The organism is Bacteroides sp. K03 (assembly GCF_019734355.1).
GTDB classification, from domain to species: Bacteria; Bacteroidota; Bacteroidia; order Bacteroidales; family Bacteroidaceae; genus Bacteroides; species Bacteroides nordii.
The window spans coordinates 23,148-46,054 of sequence record NZ_JAASHC010000013.1 but is presented as its reverse complement, the minus strand read 5'-3'; the positions used below and the strand labels follow the sequence as shown (position 1 = coordinate 46,054).

Below are 22,907 nucleotides of genomic sequence, written 5' to 3'. Positions count from 1 at the left end.
TCTATGAAGAAGTTTACTATAAAAAGATTTTTCAAATGGCTGTTTGCTGTGATATTTATACTGCTTGGATTGTATAAATGTACGATACCTGTGTTTCTTTTGCGACCTTATGATATCCATTGTGATTCAATCTCTCAGATAATTAGTACCGAAAGAGATATTTGGTATTACAAACCTTTGTGTGATACCTTGATATTGAAAGATAGCTTGCGTGATATTCGTTTCCATGTACGTCAGGCTTGTGCGTATGAACTTCGTGGTGTAGATCAAATCTATTTCCGTTATTATTTGCCTTGGATTCGCTTTTATGAAATCGATAATACAAAAATATTCGGAATCTGGTTTGATCATATGGCTTTACGTAATAAGTATGATAGAATTACTGGGATTTACTATGATTTGGGTAGAGAGGATGTAGATAATATTTTTGCCGGTCCATGTGGCTGGGATGATGCAGAACGAGGTATTTCATATTATGGGAAACGACTGGGAACGCCCTTGCCCGATACTATTTATTTTTCGGTTTATGGGAATCCTTATCTCTATGTAGAAAAGTCTACCCGTCGAACTCTCCCCGAAGATAAGCGATGGGAGGTTTATAAAAAAAGTCGAGAACTGAAAAATGAACGCCGTATTTTAGGTCAGCTTGTATTTGTAAAGTCGGACAGCCTTATTTTTGAGAATAAGCGTTGTTATGATAATGACAAGTTATTGATAAAGCGTCCGGTAGATTATTGAATTATAGTGTACCACTGGCTTTAAATGCAAGATATAAAATGAAGTAGGGATATTCAGTAAATGTCTTTCTTTCGTAGAAATGAATTAAAAAAAATGACAAATTTGTGAATGAAAGTGTAGTAACAAATATTGTATATGGAGGAAATGCTCAAATCATGGATATTGCAGAGAATACGATAACATTAGATGCTTCTAAAGGTGGTGGAGCAATTGCTGTATTGGCAAGCGAAAACTCTACATTGAAACAGAATACAATTCTTATCAACCCCTCTATTAAAACACAGGCTACTGTATATGCTGTTACTCCAGCGTATTATGTAACACCTATAATCCCTGATAATGGACCACGATTTATAAAAGAAACAATATCTCAAGGTGTAAATGATGTCACATTTCATGAGATAGGTCATGTTATTTACCAAGGTAAAGCTCAAAACAATGTGATAAATTATCACAATAGGGTTAGGAGGATACTGAATTTAGCTCCACGACCATATGATGAAACTCACAATAGAAATGTAAAACAGGGAGTATATTAATATGAATAAGATTTGTATTGCTGCACTATTTTTGTTTGTTTTTGGGGTTCATTTGAGTGCACAAATGAAAGAACTAAAACCCAATAATTATGAGTCTGTATCCACGGATCGTTTGTGCTTACGTTTAGTTAATAAATCAAATGATTGTATGATTTTTGAATTCATTAATAAATCTGATGATAGTTTGTATCTCTTTGATAGTTATCTGAACGAAATTTCAATTTTATCGAAAGAAAATTTGTATGATACTAAATATTTGCATAGATATAATGAAAAAACAAAACAGCGTAAATTTTCTTTTTTACCGCTTTTGCCATACTTATCAGTAGAGTATGTTGATCTTACCGTAATAGGAGAAAAAAGGTTCGTAAGGAAAGGACAGATAATATATCATTTTAGTCCTATTCCTCCAGAAGGAAAACTTTATATTTCAATTCCTGAAACGTTTTTTTATTCAAAGAAATACGTTAAAGATATCTCCCTTAAAAGTTTCTCTATTTTTGATAAAAGAATAAAGTTTGATGATATATTAAAAAAAGAATGTGATCAGATAATAGTTGAATTTGCCATCTATAAGAATGTTGACTTATTGACTTCGATGGATGCTTATTATTTGGATGAGATTAGATTTAATGAACAGGCGCTTTCGTATGAAATCTTTTCTATCCTTATTGATTTGTAATGGTAAGTGTTGGTACGATTCGATCTTATGTCGTTTTACGACGATGGATTCTTTGCGTGAGAAGTATTATGATAAGAATTTGTATACTTATTGTTGGGTTAATACGATGAAGTAATAGTTTTGGAAGGAAAGTTGTATTTCTTGAAGTGGATTTATTCACGATACCTTATGATAGAATGATTACAAACCGAAACTATGATACTTTTACAGCGACTCATGAATTTGGGCATTTAAGTGGCCTTGAACATAATAAGCGTAATCCTTTTAACTTAATGAGGTCAAATGGTTCCTTTTACAATTTAAAACAGTTTATTCGAAATGGAAAAATAAAGAGCTAAATAAAGGATATAATTATGAAATTAACCCCTTAGGGAGGAAAAGGCCCAATAGAGGGAAGGCATCAATTTATGTTAGACCATAATTTGCATCATATGAAAAAGAGAAAAATTCTATTATTATTAGCAATGTCGTATTTTTTGATATTTGTTTCTAAAAACATTTATTGGTATGTTAGAAAGGATTGTACCAATTTGTCTTTTGTTTTATCAAATCATATTACATGTTGGAATGGAGAGAATACAGAGATATCTATTGAGGTTTATATTGATAACAAACTGTATTTCAGGAATAATAGATTCTCTGAGCTTTATTTGTTTATTGATAATATGAATGTATCTATGGGTTATCATCATCTTAAAGTTGTTGTAGATTCTCATTTTGTTGAAACGGAGGGCTTTTTTGTTTTTCCTATAAAATGGATTACTATTGAATGTTGGGGAGAAGGAGATATTGAGAATATTACGTTAGGGTTTTCCTCATCACCTCCAGGGCTAATGTAAGAGAGGATATATGGTAAGTATTTGGGAAGAGTCGGTTATAGTAAATTTTCGTGGTTTACTAACAGAAATGTAGAAAGTAGCCTGCATTCTATTCTTCAAATATCAAAAATATCTACATTGGTTATATTTATTGATACATTTATCACTATATGCGATAACCAATAACACTACATTTGCACACAAACCTTCGAGTTATTAACCAAATTAAAATAAAAATTATGAAGAACATTTTCTCTTTAAAGAAAAGCAGGTCTGCTCTGTCACTTGTTCTTTGCTGCTTACCTTTTATCACTATTACTGCGCAGCAAATGACGGCATTTGAAAGAGTAGGAACAGATGATGAATCTATTCAGGAGTTTTTTCCGGGTGAACACCGGGCTCGCCCGGTATTAGGGGCATATACCAATAGCGGTTATATGGGATTGTTTTGTGGCGGGCAGGATCTGGGAGGCTCCAGTGGCTGGTATATAGATCCGCGTTGGGGAGATTTGGGAGACGGAACGTTTGCCAATCCTATTCTGAATGGTGACTATTCTGATCCGGACGTTATCCGGGTAGGGAATAAATACTATATGATTTGTTCCGAGTTCCACTTTATGGGTATACCGGTTCTGGAATCGGATGATATGGTAAACTGGACCATTGTTGGTCAGATATACAATCATATCGATCTTCCTGGTTTTTCGGAAATGAAGCGTTATGGCGATGGCAGTTGGGCACCTGCTCTACGCTATCATGATGGAAAGTTCTGGATGTTTGTATGTATGCCAAACGATGGGTTGTTTATGTCTACAGCTACAAACGCTGCCGGCCCCTGGACACCTTTACATTGTGTGAAGAGTGCCGGTGGTTGGGAAGATCCTTGTCCGCTTTGGGATGATGACGGACAGGCTTATGTGGGGCGCAGCCAATTGGGTGGTGGTCCGATTTATATTCATAAGATGAGTGCAGACGGTAGTCGGCTTCTTGACGATGGAAAGAAAGTATACGAAGGTCCTGTTGCCGAAGGGACGAAACTCTTTAAGAAGGATGGTTATTATTACATCAGTATTCCCGAAGGCGGTGTAGGTTCGGGTTGGCAAACGGTGATGCGTTCTAAAAATATTTATGGACCTTATGACTCAAAACGTGTATTGGAAATGGGAGTGACGAAGGTCAATGGTCCTCATCAGGGAGCTTTGGTAGATACACCCGAGGGAGAATGGTGGTTTTATCATTTCCAGTCGGCCGATCCGCAAGGGCGTGTTGTACATTTGCAACCGGTGGTATGGGAAGACGGTTTCCCGGTTATCGGCACGGACTATGACAAGAATGGAATTGGTGAACCGATGAAAGTCTGCAAAAAGCCTGCTGTTAAATGTGATGTAACTCCGCATGCACCGCAGGCCAGTGATGATTTTTCTTCTGATAAGCTGGCTGTACAATGGCAATTCAATCATAATCCGGCAAATGAAAACTGGTCGCTTACTTCCCGTCCGGGATGGTTGGAGATCAAAGCATTGAAAGCAGAAAGTGTGCGTGATTCCCGCAATCAGTTTACTCAAAAGACGATGGGGTATAAGGGCGAAGCCGTTATCCGGATGGATTATTCTGCTATGACCGAAGGACAACGTGCTGGTTTAGAGTGTATTGGTGATAAATTTTGTGGAGCAGGTGTTCTGATGCAGAAGGATGATGGAACATTAACCCCGGTTGTTTATTACGAGAACGAAGGACAGATAAAGCTGATTAAAACAATAGAAAAAGCCGGTGATCCGGTGATTTATGTAAAATTAGTGATCGATGCCTTGAATAATAAGCATCAATTCTCTTATAGTCTGGATGGTCAAAACTATCTGGAGTGTGGTGATTCCTTTCAGGAAGGCTCTCGTGACTGGAAAGGTTCTCGTGTAGGGCTTTATTCATATAATACAAAGGAAGAGGGTGGAAGCGCCTGGTTCGACTCGTTCGAATATAAATTTGACGGCCCTGGCGGTCTGGTAACAGAAGAATAAAAGGAGTGGTTTATGAAAAAGAGATTAATTGCTTGTTTGCTTGCAACGTTACCGTGCATCGGAGCTGTTGCTCATGTCTGGGATGAATTAGCTATCCTCGCCCGGCGTAATGGTGATGGTACTTTCACCCTTGAGAAAGACTCTTATCTGGCTGTAAGTACCTATACGAATGCTGTCTTTTTTGATTATAACAATGACGGAAATCTTGATTTGCTGATCATGGGGCAGGGAGGAGACTGGAATGTCAGTAGTGATATTAAAATAGTTGCTTTGTACCGGAATCTGGGAGAAGAGAATGGATATCGTTTTGAGAAAGTTGCTGCTCCGGGTTTTCTGCCATACAAGGATGAAGGATTTTTCAATCCTGTATCCGTAGGCGATTATAACCATGACGGATATACGGATGTAGTTGTGATGAGTTATCACAACGGACGCCGCATTGATCTGTATCTCAATGATCGTGGAAGTGGTGCCTTTATTCGTCAGGAACAACAGGTGTTTGAGGCAGCTACCAATGGATCGGTCCTGTTTGGTGACCTGAATAATGACGGTTGGCTCGATATTGAGTTCACCGGATATAGTGACAAAACTTCTACTGCGCTTAAAACGTATATTAATAAACGTGACGGTTCGTTTGTGGATGAAACGCCTTCAAATATTCGCGGAGCTTTTCAGGGACAGTCTACACTTGCAGATATTAATGGCGACGGTACATTGGATATCATCAGTACCGGAAACGGAGACGGTTGGGTCTGTCTCTCTTCTTTGTATTATAGCACTGTAGATAAAGATGGTAAATGCATCTATCGGTATGTATCCGAAAAAGAAAGTAATATTCTGGGAGTGAGCCGTGCCAATCCGTTGGTTGCCGATTTTAATGGCGATGGGCTGATGGATATGGTGATCAATGGAGAACCCAGTGATGGCTCCGGTTTTAGAAACCGTATTTATTATCAGACGCGGGAGGGTAAGTTTGTTATGGATAAATCCTATCCGGTGGTTCCTGTCAATCAGGATGGTGGTATTAACATGGGTGACGTCAATGGAGATGGTAATATGGACTTGATTGTTGGCGGCTATGTGGGTACTTACGAGAAGGCTCCTGCCTCCTATTATACGGCTCCGTTACGCGTTTATGAGAATAATCCGCAAAAGGTAGGACTTTCCGGAAATACTTTTCCCGAACCGCCATCCAAAGTTACGGCTGTGATGGAAGGTGATGAACTTGTTATCTCCTGGCTACCCGGTTCTGATAAGGAAACGTCGGAAGCTGCTTTGCGTTACAATATTTATGTTCGTAACGAAACGACCGGAGAATTATATACAATGATTCCGGTAGATATTGAAACCGGTAGGCTGAAAGTAGGTACCGACTTACAAACTTCTCTCTCTTCCGCCCTCAACTCCTATCGGATGCGTGTGTTCGGCAATGGTAGATATACTGTAGGTGTTCAGGCGTTGGATCAGTCGTACGCCGGTAGTAAGTTTGCAACCGCCGGTTTATCTGTTGCGACCGGCATTCGGTCAATCGCATCATCCGATCATTTCAGGGTTGTTCCGGTAGATACCGGAGTAATGGTTCGTGGTATGGATAATCACAAAGTAGTTGTGTATACTATGGACGGTAGAACTGTGAATACCGGTTTTTCTAATACGGTTATTCCTTTGTCGGAAAGAGGGGTATATCTTGTTTCTGTGAGTGGAGAAAGAACACCGCTGAAGTGTATGTATTAGTAATGATTGGGTGTATTTGTGCTATCGTAAAACCAAAAGAATAATAAAAAATGAATAGAAGATTATTACTGATTGTAGTAAGTGTGATTTGTGTTTTTTCAACTCAGGCACAAAATAACAGAGACATTTATCTGAATATGGATGCCTCTCAGCATGAACGTATCCTTGATTTATTGTCAAAACTGACCGTTGAAGAAAAAATTTCATTATTACGTGCCACTTCACCGGGTATTCCCCGGCTTAACATAGATAAATATTATCATGGGAATGAAGCCCTTCATGGAGTTCTGCGTCCGGGAAACTTTACTGTATTTCCGCAAGCCATCGGATTGGCTGCGATGTGGAATCCACAACTATTGCATGAAATATCAACGGTAATCTCTGATGAGGCTCGTGCAAGGTGGAATGAATTGGAACGTGGTAAGAAACAATCGGCACAATTTAGTGATTTGCTTACATTCTGGTCTCCTACCGTAAATATGGCAAGAGATCCGCGTTGGGGACGTACTCCGGAGACTTATGGTGAAGATCCTTTTCTGTCGGGCAAGTTGGGCGTTTCATTCGTCAGAGGATTGCAGGGAGATGATCCTCGTTATCTGAAAACGGTGTCGACCCCTAAACATTTTGTAGCCAATAATGAGGAACATAATCGTTTTGAGTGTAATGCCATTATCAGTGAAAAGAATCTGCGGGAATATTATTTGCCCACATTTGAAAAGTGTATTACGGAGGGGAAAGCCGCTTCTATAATGACTGCTTATAATGCTATTAATGATGTTCCCTGTACACTGAATAATTGGTTGTTGAAGAAGGTGCTTCGTCATGATTGGGGATTCGATGGATATGTGGTTTCTGACTGCGGAGGCCCGAGTCTCTTGTTCACAGATCATAAATATGTAAAAACGTTGGAGACTGCCGCTACTTTGTCCATACAAGCCGGGCTGGATCTTGAATGCGGGGATAATGTCTATATAGGACCTTTACTCAACGCTTATAAACAGTATATGGTTACTGAAGCAGAAATAGATTCTGCAGCTTATCGTGTATTAAGAGGACGTATGCGCCTGGGATTGTTCGATGATCCGGATTTGAATCCTTACAATAAGATATCGCCTTCGGTAATCGGTTGCGAGAAACACAGTAAATTGGCTCTTGAGGCAGCTCGTCAGAGCATTGTCCTGTTGAAGAATGAAAAGAATTTTCTTCCTTTAAATCCTAAAAAGATAAAATCGATAGCCGTAGTGGGGATAAATGCAGGAAATTGCGAATTTGGTGATTATAGCGGAACTCCGGTTAATCATCCTGTATCGGTGCTTGAAGGTCTTAGAAACAGATTGGGCGATCAGGTTGAGGTTGTGTATACTCCTTGGGTCTCTTCAGTTTCAGGATATGATATGATAACGAAATCGTATTTTCCGAATGGTCTGAAGGCAGAATACTATGATAATAAGGATTTGACAGGTACTCCTAAAGTACGTATAGACGATAATATCAACTTTGAACCGATCAATCAAGCTCCGGATCCTTTTTTACCGAAATCTCCATTGTCTATCCGTTGGAGCGGCGACCTCGTGCCTACTGCTTCGGGGAAGTATACATTGGCTTTTACTTCAGACGATGGTTGCCGGTTGTATATTGACGGAAAGAAAATTATAGATTCATGGCATAACCGAAGTGTAGAGACGGATAGTATATCTTTGTCTTTAGAGAAGGGGAAAAAGTATAAACTCGTTGCTGAATATTTTGATGGTGGAGGCAGTGCATCTGCAAAGTTGTATTGGCGTGTACCCGATACCGATCAAAGAGCGGTGATTGACTTGTACGGAGAAGCCGGAAATATTATGAGAAAATGTGATTTGACGGTTGCTGTATTGGGAATAAATCAATCCATTGAGCGGGAAGGACAAGACCGTTCTTCAATAGAACTTCCGAAAGAGCAACAAGCATTTATCGAAGAGGCTTATAAAATAAACCCGAATACGGTGGTCGTTTTGGTTGCTGGTAGTTCATTGGCCATAAACTGGATGGATGAACATATTCCTGCTATTGTCAATGCCTGGTATCCCGGAGAGGCGGGAGGTACTGCTATAACCGAGGTTCTGTTTGGAGATTATAATCCTGGCGGAAGATTACCATTAACCTATTACAACAGTTTGGACGAACTGCCTGCATTCAATGATTATGATATTCGTAAAGGGCGTACTTATCAGTTCTTTGAAGGCAAGCCGTTGTATGCGTTTGGTTACGGACTAAGTTATACCACTTTTTCTTATAAAAAACTGAATATTGATTCTTCCGGTGATACTGTGAAAGTAAGTTTCACATTGAAAAATACCGGAAAGTATGAAGGCGATGAAGTTGCTCAGTTATACGTAAAATACCAGGGAACAGATTCGTCTGTAAAGATGCCTTTAAAACAGTTGAAAGGTTTTGAGCGGGTACATCTGAAGAAAGGAGAAAGCAGACAGGTGATTTTGACTGTTCCGAAATCTGAATTGAGATTCTGGGATGAAGCAAAAGGCGAATTCTTTACTCCTTCGGGTGATTATCTGTTTATGGTTGGTAGTGCCTCCGATGCTATACAGCTTCAGCAAATTCTGAAAGACCTCTAGTTAAGGTAATTCAGATAAGATAATTTGTTGAAGAGGGGAGTATATCTTGTTCCTGTAAGTGGAGAAATAGCTCCGCTAAAGTGTATATATTAGCAATGATTAAGTGTATAGTATTTAAATGTTTATTACATAGTGTGTTGTGCGCTTGTTATATGATTTCTTATTATAAAACATCCGGGTGTTATTGTTGAAAACATCCGGGTGTTTTACTCAAGAACATCCCCATGTTTTATTGTAGAACATGGGGATGTTCTTGATTCTTACCTTTGGAGATGATGGATAGAGAAAGCATATTATTTGTAAGAAGAAAGTGTACTATGTTAAGTACAAGACAGTATATGTTTATTGCTTAGTTATAATGTCTGTTTCCAGCAAATATGATAGAGTCTATTGCAGTGGGTAAGGAACTCTTCAATACGGTTATTACATTGAAGTATATCCGAGATTTATTTAGTGTATCTGATGTGTATATGTTAAACTACGATATATATTGGGATACTTAGAGTGGGAAGTAATTCTTTTATTAATATAATACTTTTGTTCCATTTCTTTTTTGGACTGTCTCATGTTGTTTTTTGATATGATTCTGTTAGTATTTGATATATTATTTTTATGCGACATTGTATGGGCAGTCTATCTTTGTGATATAATCGAGCTCGTAAAACTGTTATGAAACAATTAATTTAGAAAATCTATTAAACTATTTTTGTGTGATTTTCTGAAGTTTAATGTTGATTTTAAAATTGTATATTATGGAAATATTCAGAAGATTTTTTTTAGCCTGTATGGCACTTTTGTTACTCACATTTACAGCATGTAAAGATACAGAAGACGAACTGTTACCGGAAACTACACTTTCAATTAGTTCTACACCTATAACTGTTGTAGAGGGGAAACAACTTTATCATTATATAATTACTACGGAAGTAGTCAATCCTAACGGAACTACTGTTATCACGGCTACAGGAGTCCCTTCATGGGCTGTTTTTAGTGATGCAGGTGATGGCACGGCAGAGATTAAAGGAGTTGCTCCGGAAGAGGCTTCTTCTTCAGATATTATTATCCATGCAATAAATAATGGGAAAGAAGTTACTCAATCGTTTAAGTTGACTGTCTCTTATATTCCTAAAGAAACACTTATAAATATTGTACCTATAACTACTCCCGTATTATTGCCCGGTGGATATGATTTTAGTTATACAATAAAGACTTCGGTTATTGACCCCGATGGAGATACTAAAATTATTGCTGATGATGTGCCGGATTGGTTAACTTTAAAAGACAATGGAAATGGAACGGCTGTTTTATCAGGAACTGCTCCTAAAGTGACTTCTGTGCATATAGAAAATATAGAAATCTCAGCAACTAATAATAATGCCGTTGCAAAACTGAATTTTACCATCACCATTAAAGATGTTATAAAAGTTGCTTGTGTTGGTAATAGTATTACTTTTGGCTCTATGTTGACGGATCGGGTAAATGATTGCTATCCTACACAGCTATCTCACTTATTGGGGAATGGATATAATGTAGGTAATTTTGGAAAAAGTGGTGCGACGTTGTTAAGGAAGGGGGATAGGCCTTATGTGAATCAAGCAGAATATACAAAAGCTATAGAATTTGCTCCGGATATTGTTATAATAAAGTTGGGTACTAATGATACGAAACCTATGAACTGGACTTATAAAAGCGAATTTAAAAGTGATGCTAATTATTTGATTGATAAATTTAATGAACTCCCTTCTGTTTCTGCTATTTATGTATGTACTCCCTGTAAAGTTTATAAAAGTAATTATGGTATTACTGATGATGTGGTATTTAATGGGGTAATTCCTATACTAAAAGAGGTAGTGAAAGATAGAGAATTAGTGTTGATTGATATTTATACTGCTGTTTCGGGACATGATGAGTGTTTCCAAAAAGATGGTGTACATCCGGATGCTGCGGGAGCAAAATTGATTGCAAATGAAATTTTTAGAATGCTTTCAGTTAAATAAAAGCAGAATAAAGTTTTGCTTTTAGGGTGTAATTTCATAAAGTAACTGGTTTATTTATGAATTCAGGCATTCGGATCAAGAGTTATAATATAGTTGAATTACAAATATTATTCTAATATGTATGGAAGGTGAAGAGTATATTAACTCTGTATTTATATCTGCCAGATATTAGTGAGATCGAATGTCTGTGCTATATTTTTGAATGAAGATTTAGATTATGTGATTGTTAAACCGGATTATACCTTTTATTATTATGGTGTAATCCGGTGATTTTATGCATTTATTCCATGTCATAATGTGATGAGACCTAGTATCTGTAAATAAATTATTGAAATGCAGGAGGAGAAAAGAATGGTTATTTTAAATATATTCGTATTTTAATAGAGAAGGCTGAATGTATGCTTATGTGTCTGTTGTAAAACATGTTTGATTATGATGTAGTGTATGGTTTATATGTGTATATTTGTAAACACATGCAAAAAAACGAAAAGACGTAATTTTATTTATATGAAGTTCTATTTTCTTTTTTGTGTATGTTAATAGCTAAACATACATAATTATGAAATCACTACTGTTCTTTTTATTGTCTGTTATTATTCCAATTCAGCTGTTTTCACAGCATTCTCTCGGGATTGCAACAAATCTTCCCCGTTCCGGTGATCATCTTCAGAAACAGGAAGTGTCCTATAAATCTCCCGGATCAAAAGGCCTGGGAATCGTTTGGGATTTCAGTGAGTTAGAGAATAAAAATGCGAACTATAAGCTCAGATATACCTCTCTCCATTCTGATTCGGATACCATTATCGGTATCGAGCACCGTACGATGTATTATTACCAATTGTGCGGTGATACTCTTTTTACTCCCGGGTATGAGAACCCTACTACCCGCATCATGTATTGTGAGCCCGAAGCTTTACTTGTATTTCCCTTTCCTTATGGGCGTACCTTTACCAATTTTTTCGGTGGAAAGGGTAATTATTGCAATCGTATGAAAATTGATATTTGTGGTAATTCTACGGTTACGGCAGATGCTACCGGCATGATGGTCCTTCCTGGCGGGGATACTTTGCAGCATGTCCTGAGAATTCATACCCGCAAGTTAATCTTTGAGCAGATGAGTCCGGGATTCGTAAGTATTACTGCCGGTTTGGATACTTTACCTTCTGCGGTTTGTTATCGCGACAGTGTTAATTTGCATCTGGCTAATGATTCTTCTTATTTCCAAATTGACACCTGGCGCTGGTATGCGGAAGGTTATCGTTATCCTGTTTTTGAAAGCATAAACAGTGCCATTTGTACATCCGGCCAGAAATCGACTCATTTCTCAACCTCCTTTTATTATCCTCCTGAGGAACAATACTATGGCTTAAACGAAGATTCTGATAATCAGGAGAAACGGGATCGGATAGAGGCGGATAAACAGCCGGAATCTTTTATCCAGGGAGCTCCTGAAAATGAGAATAACGGTCACGGATATGAGGATGAATTTATTCATTACACCTTCACTTTAAGTGATCATGTGGTATCCTTGAATTATACCCTGAAAGTTGGTTCGGATGTGACTCTCGGTTTGTATGACATTCAGGGCCGTCAACAATCCTCCATACAGAAAGCCTGTCAGGCTGAAGGCAGTTATCAAAAACAGTTTCCGTTGGATGGTCTACCGGGCGGAGAATACCTGTTGCGTATCGTTGTAGGTGATAAAGCATACGGCGAGAAGATTCTGAAACGATAATCATTATTCTTTCCTTAAAAACAACACACTTATGAAACGTACCGGTATATTGGCAATTCTGTTTGTATTTGTTTTTGCCTGTGGCTTTTCTCAGGATATTAATCAAAACTATATCCGTACCCGCGTCATGCTACACGAAAGTGACCCTTCCAAATGTCTTGAAACGATACAGTATTATGATGGTCTGGGGCGTCCGTTCCTGAATGTACAAAAAAATGTGACCCCTTCGGGTACCAATCTTGCCACCCTTCAGGAATATGACGGAGTGGGGCGTGAATCCATATCCTGGTTGCCATATGTAACCTCTTCAGATTATTTATCGCCTCAAAACATAAAAGGTAGTATTTATTCCAGTTATTCCGATTCCCGGCCTTACAGTGAATCTGTTTATGAAGCTTCTCCTTTGAATCGTATTGTCAAACAATATGGTCCTGGTACAGCTTGGGCAACCCATCCGGTATCAACAGACTATCTGATAAATACTGCTACCGGTACGCTTTGCTGTAAATTATATAAAGTGGACACTTCCGGTTCATTGGTGCAGAATGGCAATTATGCCGCCGGTTCATTATACGTTAATCAGGCGGCAGACGAGGACGGGCGTCTATCCTACTCCTTCACGGATATGCTTGGACAAGTCGTTTTAACCAGGCAATTGGTTAGTGGTGAGCCTTATGATACTTACTATGTATATGATGATTTTGGTAACATGCGTTTTGTACTTCCTCCTGCCTATCAGGATACGCCCGATCTTTCTTTATATGGTTATCAATATAAATATGATACCCGCAACCGGTGTGTTGAGAAGACTCTGCCGGGTTGTGAGCCTATATGGTATGTGTACGACAGGGCAGATCATCCGATTCTTTCTCAAAGTGGCGTGCAACGTGCAAAACAGGAGTGGAGTTTTATGCTATATGACGCCCTCAATCGGGTTGTTGTAACGGGAACTATTCAAACACAACGTTCGAGGGAGCAATTGGCAAATGACTACAAGGATGTCTTATTCAAAGGAACACTCAGCACGAATTGTTCTTCTGATCTCAGCAAAGCAGATAACTTGTTGGGATACGAAGCCCCTGTTTTGTCGGGCTATAAAGTTAAGGTGCTGTTGGCTAACTATTACGACCGGTATGATTTCCTTTCTTTGGATTGTTTCAATACCTATGTGATGGATTATGTGGAAGATGCTTCGTTTGGTATCAGGCATGAAAGTGCTCAGGGGCTATTGACGGGAACGTATGTCCGTCAATTGGATGATTTGAAGAAAGGAGAATTTATTGCGCATTATTATGATGTGAGAGGGCGGGAGATACAGACGGTGAGTAAGCTGGCCCCGTACGAGCACTCTAATCTTTGCCAAACCAAGTATAACTTCACCGGTCAGCCATTACTCAGGAAATATCTGCATTCTTCCTCCTATTATATCTATCCCTATCTTCCCGGTGATCCCCGGGCTGAGAATCATCAGCAGGAACTTTACGAATATGACTATGATAATGCCTCGAGATTAATAAAAACCTATCACACTCATAATGGCGGACAGAGAGTCTTGCTTTCCGAGTTGATCTACGATAATTATGGCAGGCTACAGGAGAAGAAACGCCATGACGGGCAAGATACCGTGCGGTATACATATAATATAAGAAACTGGACCTTATCCATAAAAAGTCGGGGATTTGAAGAGGAGCTGTTTTACAATACCGGTTCATTTACCGATGCGGACCCTTGTTATAATGGCAATATATCCGCTATAAAATATCATCAAAACGGGAATAAATATACTTATCAGTTTCTCTATGATGGATTAAGTCGTCTGTCGGCTGCCAATGCTTATGACAGTCAGGGAATCAGGGTGCCGCATCATGAGTTTTATATGTATGACAAGATGGGCAATATTACTTATCTGGAACGCAGACTGAATAGTAGTAAAATAGATGCGTTGGAAATCCGGTACACAGGCAACCAGATAAAAAATGTATCTTTAAGAAATCCTATATCCGGTTATAGTTATGATTTTGGCAGTATGTCTTATCCTGATTTGTCAGATGCAGCCATTGAATACTATTATGATACTAACGGTAATTTAATTAAGAATTTAGATAAGGGAGTTGTTTCTACGCGGTATAATTTCTTAAATTTGCCGGATACCGTTCAATTCCAGAATGGGAATCAGATTATAAATAGTTATTTGGCTGACGGTAGAAAGGTGAAAACCGTTTATAAAACATATAGTACGGGGATAGTTGTTCCCCAGGATTCTGTCTATCATGGTAATGCTTCTTATAGCAAAGCTACGGATGAATGGAACGGGCATTACATGTATCGTACCTGGCAAAACAGTACCCCTGAGATGTTTATGGTTCAAACTCCCGAAGGTTATATCGGTGCAGATCATGTAGGCATTGATTCTCACCGTAACTATGCTTATTATTACTATGTCCATGATCATTTGGGTAATGTTCGTCTCACCCGTAATTCTCAGGGCTATTACCAGGATCAGTCTTTGGAATATTATCCCTCCGGTGTTCTGTTTGACCGTAGTGTTGACCTTTATCGTCAACCTTATATGTTTGGTGGGAAAGAACTGGTGAGCATGCATGGGCTGAATGAATATGACTTTACAGGACGGCGGCAGGATCCGCTTATACAGAGTTTTACTTCGATAGATCCGTTGTGTGAGAAATACTATTCGATAAGTCCGTATGTGTATTGTTTTAATAACCCGATCAAATATTTTGATCCGGATGGAAAGCAGCCCAGACCGGTAAGACCACCGGTTAGAAGAGGATATAGAAACGGCGGAAGACCAAATCCTTATACTTTTTATCCGGGAGGCGCTAAACCACAATCTTATATGCAAACTACAAACCTCTCTTATACAGGGAATGGGTTGAGAGGAACAGTAGCAATGGAACCACAATCTTTTTTGCTAACAGTAAATACAGCGGGAGGAAATAGTGTGCAGATGAGTAATAATAATGCAATAGCTCATTTTGCTACTGGTGTTGCGGAATTTACTGATGCGCATATAGATTTTAAGAACAAGTTAGCAAGTCTTGTTTCTACAGTGAAGTATGGCGAAGATGGTGTCATCCAAAATAGTACAGAACTTGTGATTAATGATCCTGATTTGGCAATACAGCAACTTAGTTATGAGACTCAGGCTACAGAGATGAATGAGAGTTTAGGTGAACTTGACTTTACTGGCAAATCGTTAGAGGAAATGGTAGAGATGTCTGCAGAGCGAAAAGCTACTATACAGAAAAAGTTAGGATTATCACCCAAAGATTTAATAATGATTGAATTTTTTACGAATCCAAATGCTTTTCAATCTACTCAACAAGAAAGAAGATTTTTACCAGAATTTAATCAACGATGATGAATTATGAAAAAGAGAAAAAATAAAAAGTGGACAACTAAAAATACTCATATAAAAAAAGAAAATAAAAGTATTGATATAAAACCTGAAAAATGGTATTTTAAATGGGGAACATGGATTATTATAGCATTGGCCATTTTAATTATAATATTACGTGCTTTAAATAGCCATATTGTAGGCTATGATCGTTTTATTGGTATGCCAATAGAGTGGATGCGATCACTACTTGATTAGTTTGTATAATGTGTATTGCTTATACTTTCTATTTCAGTCAATGTGACAGGTAGGAGGAATTTGGTTAATAATAATGAATTATGAAAAAGAGAAAGAATAAAAAGTGGACAACTAAAAATACTCATATAAAAAGATTTAATAAAAGTCGTGAGATAGAACCTGAAAAATGGTATGATAAATTAGCAACATGGGTTGTTATTGCAGTGGCTATTGCACTTATAATATTAATTGCTCTGAATAATCATATTGTAGGTTATGATAATTTTATTGGTATTCCAATGGAGTGGGTACGATCACTGTTTGAGTAATAGTCTTTTTATGGTTTTAAATTATCAATACAAAAAAGTTCTTTTGTATGTTTTGCTTAGATGGGAGAAACCCAATATTGGCATTATACAAGGCATATTGAGGATATAAGGCTTATAGGGCAGCAAGAGTAGCAGCTACGGCAGTGAGAGTTACGGATGCCACAACAATAGCCACAGCTACCACTGCGACTGCCACTTATAGTTATAATTATTTTCTAAGTCCTGAACAAGCAGCAAAAGCACAGCAATCATTACTTGATGGAATTAAGAGTGTTGTAAACCAAAATTCTGTAGTTTCTCCGGAATATAATAACCAGCGAAAACGTGAAAGGGATGCAAGAGATCAGCGAAATCAAGAACAAGCGAATATTGCCCAAAGTATTGATACTAATATATCAGGTACTATGCCAAATGGTGATCCTGCACCTAAAAGAGATCCTAATGATGGTCAAAAAGGGACAAAAACGGCTATTGGTGTTGTAATCGTTGCTGGTGGTGTTAGGAGTGTATTGGAGTTGACTAACCCAGATCCTAATAAAGATGCGATTGAAGCACATGAAGAAAGGGCTAAAACCTCTTAAACACAACCGGTACAAGATGACCAGGGATTATGGGAGAAATTCAAAAAATGGATGTTTAATGAATAAAGTTTGTTTATGAAAGATTTTTTTATTAATGTAGGTAGAAAGTTATTTATCCCTACGATTACTTTAATAATTACTTATTGTGTTTTGTATCAATATATAGCAAATTTCTCTTATCTTATTGTTATAAAACTAATATTGTTGATTTTATCCGTATTCTTATTTATAGGATGGATATTCGAATTCTTTAATGAGTTAAAACATAACAACAAGAGTCAAAAGCCTACGAAGAAAAGAGTTAAGAACTTCTATTTGAAATCATATGTGATAATTGTTCAAGTATTTTGTTATTATTGTGCGATTTATTTTCTGTTTTTTTTAGATAAGGAATCTATTCTATTCAATTACTTACTATTGTTTTTATTTGGATTATTGATTGGATGTAGAATTACACGTAAAGCCAACAGCTCTTTCGAGAACATTCAAGATAAATGAGTGGTCATGAGTGTGTATCTATTGGTTGTTAATATAATGAATATATTGGGATTGAACAATGAAAACCGTTTATAAAATATATACGATAGGGATAGTTGTTCCACAGGATTCTGTTTATCATAGTAATGCTTCTTATAGCAAAGCTACGGATGAATGGAACGGTCATTACATGTATTGTACTTGGCAAAAAAGTACCCCTGAGATGTTTATGGCTCAAACTCCCGAGGGTTATATCGGTGCTGATCATGTAGGCATTGACTCCCGTCGTAACTATGCTTATTATTACTATGTCCATGATCATTTGGGTAATGTTCGTATCACCCGTAATTCTCAGGGCTATTACCAGGATCAGTCTCTTGAATATTACCCCTCCGGTGTTCTGTTTGACCGTAGTTCTGAGCAGAGTCGTCAACCTTATATGTTTGGTGGGAAAGAATTGGTGAGCATGCATGGGCTGAATGAATATGACTTCACAGGACGCTGGCAGGATCCGCTTATATCGCGGTTTACTTCGATAGATCCGTTGTGTGAAAAGTACTATTCGATAAGTCCGTATGTGTATTGTGCGAATAATCCGATGAGAAATATTGATATTAAAGGTGATAGCACTACTATTTTGAATCTGGGATATGGTTTAAATCAGCACATAGCAATGCTTATACAAAATAATGAAGGGTTATGGCAATACTATTCTGTTAATGGAGATAATGTATATGCATCAGAAAATCATACAGGTGGACGTGAATCGGATGACTTGAGTAAAGGATTTTTTAGCTCTCCTCAAGAATTTATGGACAGTGAATATTAATCAAGCTGGTGATAAGAATGATGAGAACATTAATTCTTATGGATATTCTGAGGGGTACATATTGCCAACCACAGCAGAGCAGGATAATATAGCGAGAGAGACATTTGTTTCTATAAGTGAAAATGAAGAATATAGCTTTAATCCTTTTAATCCTAATCAATGCGCTACAGTTACTCAGAAAGCATTAAATGCAGCGGGAATCAAAACGGCAAGGAATAATATACGTATTGTGCAACGACAGTTTAGGCAAAAAGAATATGTGATTGACATGAAGCCTTATTTGCCTAGTTGTACTTTTAAGTCAATAATAAGGTACAATCCTAATGGTCAAATAATAAATAGAAAAAAATAAGATGCAGTTAAAGTATAAAATATTCTGGAATTTAAAGTTGGGCTATTGGATAGTGCAGGCTATATTACTTTTTGGAATAAAAGGTTATGGTTTACTCCCAGTCATAACAGCCATTGCAATTATATTATTATGTATATATGCTTTTTTTTGTTCCAATAGTCGGAATCGTATGATTTTATCGTTACTATTTATCGCATATACTGTACTTTTTGCATTTATCGCTATTATAAGTTCCGTTTTTATACATGATATTCTCATTAAAACAATGTTTTTTATGATAACTATTGTGAATTTTATTATTTCAATATCAATGTTTGTGGGTGTAAAAAATATTTAAATCACTAATGAAATAAAAATTTATACAAACAATATTATGAGAATTATTGGCTTAATTCCCCAGGTGTACCTGTTGGTCGTAAATAAATGCAGCTTATTCATTGTTGTTGTATTTTCCATGTTGTCTTGTTATTCTGTAAGAGACCAACAAACAAATGATGCTATACAGTATGATGATTTGACAAAGAAATACGTATATACCTTTGTTGAACAAATGCCCAATTACAAGGGTGGTGATGATACTTTTATAAAAGATTTTAGAGATAATTTTAGTTATAGTTTTAAACCATATGAAGATATTCAAACCAAACTTAAAGTTCTGTTTGTTATTGATACAAAAGGGAAAGTAATTGGTGTAAGAATTTACAATAAGGAAAAAAAACTAACTGATTTTGAAAAGGCAGGATTAAAAGCATTAGAGTTAATGCAAAATTGGGAAAGTGGAAAATATAATAACAAAAATGTTAATGTTATATTAACAAGGACGATAAATGTAGATTTTAGATAATCCGTTGGCGGAATCAAATTAGCATACGTTTATCTGTCAACGAGCTAATAATGGTAATTTAATAAAAAAATGAGGCGAGAGAGCACTTTAATCTTGCATAATTTCTTAAATCTGCTGGATACGGTTAAATTTTACCAGGGTTAAGATACATAATAAAAAAATTGAAGTAGTATGAAACAGAATATTTCTATAATATGGTTGATATTAACGCTTTGTATTATGTCGTCTTGTTTTACAGAGACAAAAAGAGAGTTTAAGTTCTATATTTCTGAAGTAAATATGTATGTGACTACTTTCAAACGTCCTGGTAAATTCTATGTTCTTATAAGTCCGACAAGATATGAGACATCACTTTCTGATAGCGTCGATTATATTGAATTAAGAATAGGTGCTTATGCCAATATTATTCTTGATTCATTGGATAATAGGAATGTATTTATCGAAGATTATTATGGAGACAAAAAGCCGAAAATTCATAAAGTTAACTATAATATCAATCTTGTGGAGAGTAATATCTTTTCAAAACAATATTTTGATAATCATCTCGCTAAGAAAGGATATATTCTTATGAACCTATCTACAGATGTATATGGAATAAATGTGGGCGGGAAGGTGATAAAGAAGGAAAATATATGGGGAGATTAGAAATCTATTGTATTGAATTTCTTGGAGTGCAGTGGATTATTCATATGTATATTGCATGAATGATCTATTTGTGGCAGTATGAGTGAATGGAGAAGCTTCTCAAAATCGTAAAGGGTGAAAAAATATAGCAGTTCAATAAGGATTATAGTGAAAATAGTACTTCAATAGAAAAAGTAAGTAAGCAAAGAATATAGAATAAGAGTGAAAATGATGCATTAGAAAGGAAGAATAGGGGATGGACTTCAAAACCATAATGATATTTATAGTAACTGTGCTGAATGTGCCTTATGGTTTAGGACAGAAGGATACACTCTGTTTTGACGAATATCATGGTGTCGATTTGAATGGTACGTTTATGAAAGATATTCCGGATGCGGTCCGGTCTATACCTTATTATTGGGAATTGAGTCCGGAGCAGTTGGAAGAACATTTGGATAAGATAAAGAAGCACAACGATAACGGTAGCGGTAACTCGCTTTATCATTCTGAGATAGGCGTTCAATACTAAGGGATTTATTATTCAGCTATAGCTACTTTAATCGTTTATGTGAGGTTTATCGAACTTTCTTTTAGCTCAATAGTAACCTTGGTAGGGAGAAACTCCCATCCTTTGTAATATAGGGGAATATCCTGCGAAAAACGATGGGATCCGATTTCTAAGGTATTTACGATAGTGTTGTATTACTATTGACATAATCGTCTTAGTACCTCTTCGTGCTCCGGAAAAAGCTTAGATAATTCATCAAATGTACCTAACTCGAAATTATCGAAAGTAAAGGCAGGAGCAACCGCACAACTAATCAATGCATATCCGAAATGTGAAGGCAGTTCAGCGGCAAACCAACATCCGGGCTCGATGGCTACTTGCTGTTCACCTGAAATATCGGTATTCATCAAATGAGTGACTAATCTTCCGTCAGGGTGAATTACATATAACATTAATGGGTAACCGGCATGATAGTACCATACTTCCGGCGAAGAAAGTCTATGAAATGCTGATATTTCATTATTCTCTAATAAATAATATATGGAAGTCATAGCGGGTTTGTTACCATCTACCATTTTTCCGGTTCGGAAAATTTCTCTGTAATACCCTCCCTCCGGGTGACGACGTAAATTTAGATGTTCTATCCAATCTGCTGCTTTCATAAGGTTACTGATTTATTAATATAGTCCGGGATGAGGACTATTATATTGTCTGAATTACAAATGTATATGAATGTATGAACAGTAACAAGTAAAGTAACTAATATATTAGTTATATTAACTCTTCATTTATTCCGGCAGATACCAGTGAGATTGAATGGTTATATACATTGGGTTACGTATCCTGTAAGGATTTGTGTAACCCAATGCTTAAAGTGTTTATACCGCCATAATATGATGGGATGTTTGTACTGTAGTTCTGAAATATATGGTTCTATTCTTATTTTCTCTATACTGTGTGGGAGATAATTTCAGATAATTAGTAAATAGTCTTGAAAAATAAAGCGGGTCATCAAATCCTACCAATGGGCTGATTTGATTGACTTTCATTTCTGTCTCTTCCAGGTAATGGCAGGCTTTCTCCATACGGAGTTGTGCCAGATACTTGGAAGGAGAAGTACCGGTCTGGGCTATAAATATTCTGGAGAAATAGGATACGGAGAGATTTACATGTTCTGCCATATTTTTTAGGGAGAGATGCTTGTGCAGATTCTCCCGCATAAATTTTAAGGAAGTATCAATGATATTACTTTCTTTAATGGTTTCTGATTCCTTTTTATTCTGATTGGAACATCTGATAATACCCAGGAAATGGAAGAATACACTGGTTGCATAAGACATCTGTTCGGTGCTATTTTCTTGTTGTAATGTGTTGAATATCTCTTCGAACATGTCTATCTTATTTTTAAATCTCGACTGTGAGTTATAAGGCATGTCCTGAGGTACATCAAACCCTTTGCTGAAATATCCTGCTTTTTTACCGTTGAAGTGAATCCAGTAAATGGACCATGGTTTCCCTTTACTGCTTCCATAAGCGTGCGGGGTTCCCTGAGGGATAATAAAGAATTGATCTTCTGTTACTTTTGACTTCTTACCATTGTATTCGAGCCATCCTTCGCCTTTTACACAATATATAAGAATGTAATTGGTGGAGCTTTCCGACTCTCTACGGCAGTAATGATATTCGGCATTTGGAAAATAACCCATATTGGAGAAATACAACTCTTTGCCTAATTCGTCGTTTTTGAATTTTTCAATTGCGAATGAGGGAAGACTTATCAGTCGTTCACCTTTGAATCCTTCTTTGATCTTCAGCATAGTATTAAAATAATTAAAGGTTATTGCTCATGGTGCAAATATAAAGGAGCGGTTTTGCAATGGATATTCGATAAAAATGAA

20 protein-coding genes are annotated in these 22,907 nt (G+C 37.0%); 18 read left to right on the top strand and 2 right to left on the bottom strand.

All coding sequences use genetic code 11. The features are described from left to right. Positions 1-3 precede the first annotated feature (3 nt). The 18 genes from HCG69_RS11115 (at position 4) to HCG69_RS11030 (ending at position 21,030) form a co-directional block, all read left to right on the top strand. Positions 4-738 (top strand): hypothetical protein, encoded by a 735-nt coding sequence (locus HCG69_RS11115; protein WP_221650105.1) that lies wholly within the window; start codon positions 4-6, stop codon positions 736-738. Between the two features lie 104 nt (positions 739-842). Continuing rightward, positions 843-1,277, top strand: a complete 435-nt coding sequence (locus HCG69_RS11110; RefSeq protein WP_221650104.1) for a hypothetical protein — start codon at positions 843-845, stop codon at positions 1,275-1,277. Position 1,278: 1 nt separating this feature from the next. After that, the gene (locus HCG69_RS11105) at positions 1,279-1,959 is read left to right on the top strand and encodes a hypothetical protein (RefSeq protein WP_221650103.1); all 681 of its coding nucleotides are present in this window, start codon (positions 1,279-1,281) and stop codon (positions 1,957-1,959) included. 431 nt (positions 1,960-2,390) lie between these two features. After that, complete coding sequence (locus tag HCG69_RS11100; protein WP_221650102.1) at positions 2,391-2,798, top strand: hypothetical protein; 408 nt, start codon at positions 2,391-2,393, stop codon at positions 2,796-2,798. Positions 2,799-3,016: 218 nt separating this feature from the next. Next, positions 3,017-4,792, top strand: a complete 1,776-nt coding sequence (locus HCG69_RS11095) for a glycoside hydrolase 43 family protein (protein WP_221650101.1) — start codon at positions 3,017-3,019, stop codon at positions 4,790-4,792. Positions 4,793-4,804: 12 nt separating this feature from the next. Further along, complete coding sequence (locus tag HCG69_RS11090) at positions 4,805-6,526, top strand: VCBS repeat-containing protein (RefSeq protein WP_221650100.1); 1,722 nt, start codon at positions 4,805-4,807, stop codon at positions 6,524-6,526. Positions 6,527-6,576: 50 nt separating this feature from the next. Continuing rightward, entirely contained in the window at positions 6,577-9,138 is a 2,562-nt protein-coding gene (locus HCG69_RS11085) for a glycoside hydrolase family 3 protein (RefSeq protein WP_221650099.1), read from the top strand. 752 nt (positions 9,139-9,890) lie between these two features. Then, positions 9,891-11,135: a GDSL-type esterase/lipase family protein gene (locus HCG69_RS11080; RefSeq protein ID WP_221650098.1), complete on the top strand. Its 1,245-nt coding sequence runs from the start codon at positions 9,891-9,893 to the stop codon at positions 11,133-11,135. A gap of 559 nt (positions 11,136-11,694) precedes the next feature. Next, positions 11,695-12,870, top strand: coding sequence for a T9SS type A sorting domain-containing protein (locus HCG69_RS11075; RefSeq protein WP_221650097.1), 1,176 nt, complete (start codon positions 11,695-11,697; stop codon positions 12,868-12,870). Positions 12,871-12,901: 31 nt separating this feature from the next. Continuing rightward, on the top strand, positions 12,902-16,252 hold the full coding sequence (locus HCG69_RS11070; RefSeq protein ID WP_221650096.1) for a DUF6443 domain-containing protein: 3,351 nt from the start codon (positions 12,902-12,904) through the stop codon (positions 16,250-16,252). A gap of 6 nt (positions 16,253-16,258) precedes the next feature. Then, positions 16,259-16,486, top strand: a complete 228-nt coding sequence (locus HCG69_RS11065) for a hypothetical protein (RefSeq protein ID WP_221650095.1) — start codon at positions 16,259-16,261, stop codon at positions 16,484-16,486. An 80-nt stretch (positions 16,487-16,566) separates the two neighbouring features. Next, positions 16,567-16,794, top strand: a complete 228-nt coding sequence (locus tag HCG69_RS11060) for a hypothetical protein (protein ID WP_221650094.1) — start codon at positions 16,567-16,569, stop codon at positions 16,792-16,794. A 143-nt stretch (positions 16,795-16,937) separates the two neighbouring features. Continuing rightward, complete coding sequence (locus tag HCG69_RS11055; RefSeq protein WP_221650093.1) at positions 16,938-17,375, top strand: hypothetical protein; 438 nt, start codon at positions 16,938-16,940, stop codon at positions 17,373-17,375. Positions 17,376-17,931: 556 nt separating this feature from the next. Beyond that, entirely contained in the window at positions 17,932-18,681 is a 750-nt protein-coding gene (locus HCG69_RS11050; RefSeq protein ID WP_221650092.1) for an RHS repeat domain-containing protein, read from the top strand. Then, a complete protein-coding gene (locus HCG69_RS11045; protein ID WP_221650091.1) occupies positions 18,671-19,033 on the top strand; it encodes a hypothetical protein in 363 nt (120 codons plus the stop codon). Before HCG69_RS11050 ends, HCG69_RS11045 begins: the two co-directional genes overlap by 11 nt. 373 nt (positions 19,034-19,406) lie before the next feature. Further along, the gene (locus tag HCG69_RS11040) at positions 19,407-19,877 is read left to right on the top strand and encodes an energy transducer TonB (protein ID WP_221650090.1); all 471 of its coding nucleotides are present in this window, start codon (positions 19,407-19,409) and stop codon (positions 19,875-19,877) included. 171 nt (positions 19,878-20,048) lie between these two features. Then, on the top strand, positions 20,049-20,522 hold the full coding sequence (locus HCG69_RS11035) for a hypothetical protein (RefSeq protein WP_221650089.1): 474 nt from the start codon (positions 20,049-20,051) through the stop codon (positions 20,520-20,522). A 253-nt stretch (positions 20,523-20,775) separates the two neighbouring features. After that, positions 20,776-21,030, top strand: a complete 255-nt coding sequence (locus HCG69_RS11030; protein WP_221650088.1) for a hypothetical protein — start codon at positions 20,776-20,778, stop codon at positions 21,028-21,030. A 176-nt stretch (positions 21,031-21,206) separates the two neighbouring features. Here HCG69_RS11030 and HCG69_RS11025 read toward each other — a convergent pair whose 3' ends face one another. Together HCG69_RS11025 and HCG69_RS11020 are read right to left on the bottom strand one after the other, a co-directional pair. Next, positions 21,207-21,671 carry a cupin domain-containing protein gene (locus HCG69_RS11025; protein ID WP_221650087.1) on the bottom strand — a complete coding sequence of 155 codons (465 nt, stop codon included), beginning with the start codon at positions 21,669-21,671 and terminating at the stop codon, positions 21,207-21,209. A gap of 216 nt (positions 21,672-21,887) precedes the next feature. Next, on the bottom strand, positions 21,888-22,826 hold the full coding sequence (locus HCG69_RS11020; RefSeq protein WP_221650086.1) for an AraC family transcriptional regulator: 939 nt from the start codon (positions 22,824-22,826) through the stop codon (positions 21,888-21,890). Positions 22,827-22,907: the final 81 nt, after the last annotated feature.

Coding starts and splice junctions, on each gene's coding strand:
- HCG69_RS11115 (WP_221650105.1), top strand. CDS start 4: ATGAAGAAGTTTACTATAAAAAGATTTTTCAAATGGCTGTTTGCTGTG.
- HCG69_RS11105 (WP_221650103.1), top strand. CDS start 1,279: ATGAATAAGATTTGTATTGCTGCACTATTTTTGTTTGTTTTTGGGGTT.
- HCG69_RS11100 (WP_221650102.1), top strand. CDS start 2,391: ATGAAAAAGAGAAAAATTCTATTATTATTAGCAATGTCGTATTTTTTG.
- HCG69_RS11095 (WP_221650101.1), top strand. CDS start 3,017: ATGAAGAACATTTTCTCTTTAAAGAAAAGCAGGTCTGCTCTGTCACTT.
- HCG69_RS11090 (WP_221650100.1), top strand. CDS start 4,805: ATGAAAAAGAGATTAATTGCTTGTTTGCTTGCAACGTTACCGTGCATC.
- HCG69_RS11085 (WP_221650099.1), top strand. CDS start 6,577: ATGAATAGAAGATTATTACTGATTGTAGTAAGTGTGATTTGTGTTTTT.
- HCG69_RS11080 (WP_221650098.1), top strand. CDS start 9,891: ATGGAAATATTCAGAAGATTTTTTTTAGCCTGTATGGCACTTTTGTTA.
- HCG69_RS11075 (WP_221650097.1), top strand. CDS start 11,695: ATGAAATCACTACTGTTCTTTTTATTGTCTGTTATTATTCCAATTCAG.
- HCG69_RS11070 (WP_221650096.1), top strand. CDS start 12,902: ATGAAACGTACCGGTATATTGGCAATTCTGTTTGTATTTGTTTTTGCC.
- HCG69_RS11065 (WP_221650095.1), top strand. CDS start 16,259: ATGAAAAAGAGAAAAAATAAAAAGTGGACAACTAAAAATACTCATATA.
- HCG69_RS11060 (WP_221650094.1), top strand. CDS start 16,567: ATGAAAAAGAGAAAGAATAAAAAGTGGACAACTAAAAATACTCATATA.
- HCG69_RS11050 (WP_221650092.1), top strand. CDS start 17,932: ATGAAAACCGTTTATAAAATATATACGATAGGGATAGTTGTTCCACAG.
- HCG69_RS11040 (WP_221650090.1), top strand. CDS start 19,407: ATGAGAATTATTGGCTTAATTCCCCAGGTGTACCTGTTGGTCGTAAAT.
- HCG69_RS11035 (WP_221650089.1), top strand. CDS start 20,049: ATGAAACAGAATATTTCTATAATATGGTTGATATTAACGCTTTGTATT.
- HCG69_RS11030 (WP_221650088.1), top strand. CDS start 20,776: ATGATATTTATAGTAACTGTGCTGAATGTGCCTTATGGTTTAGGACAG.
- HCG69_RS11025 (WP_221650087.1), bottom strand. CDS start 21,671: ATGAAAGCAGCAGATTGGATAGAACATCTAAATTTACGTCGTCACCCG.
- HCG69_RS11020 (WP_221650086.1), bottom strand. CDS start 22,826: ATGCTGAAGATCAAAGAAGGATTCAAAGGTGAACGACTGATAAGTCTT.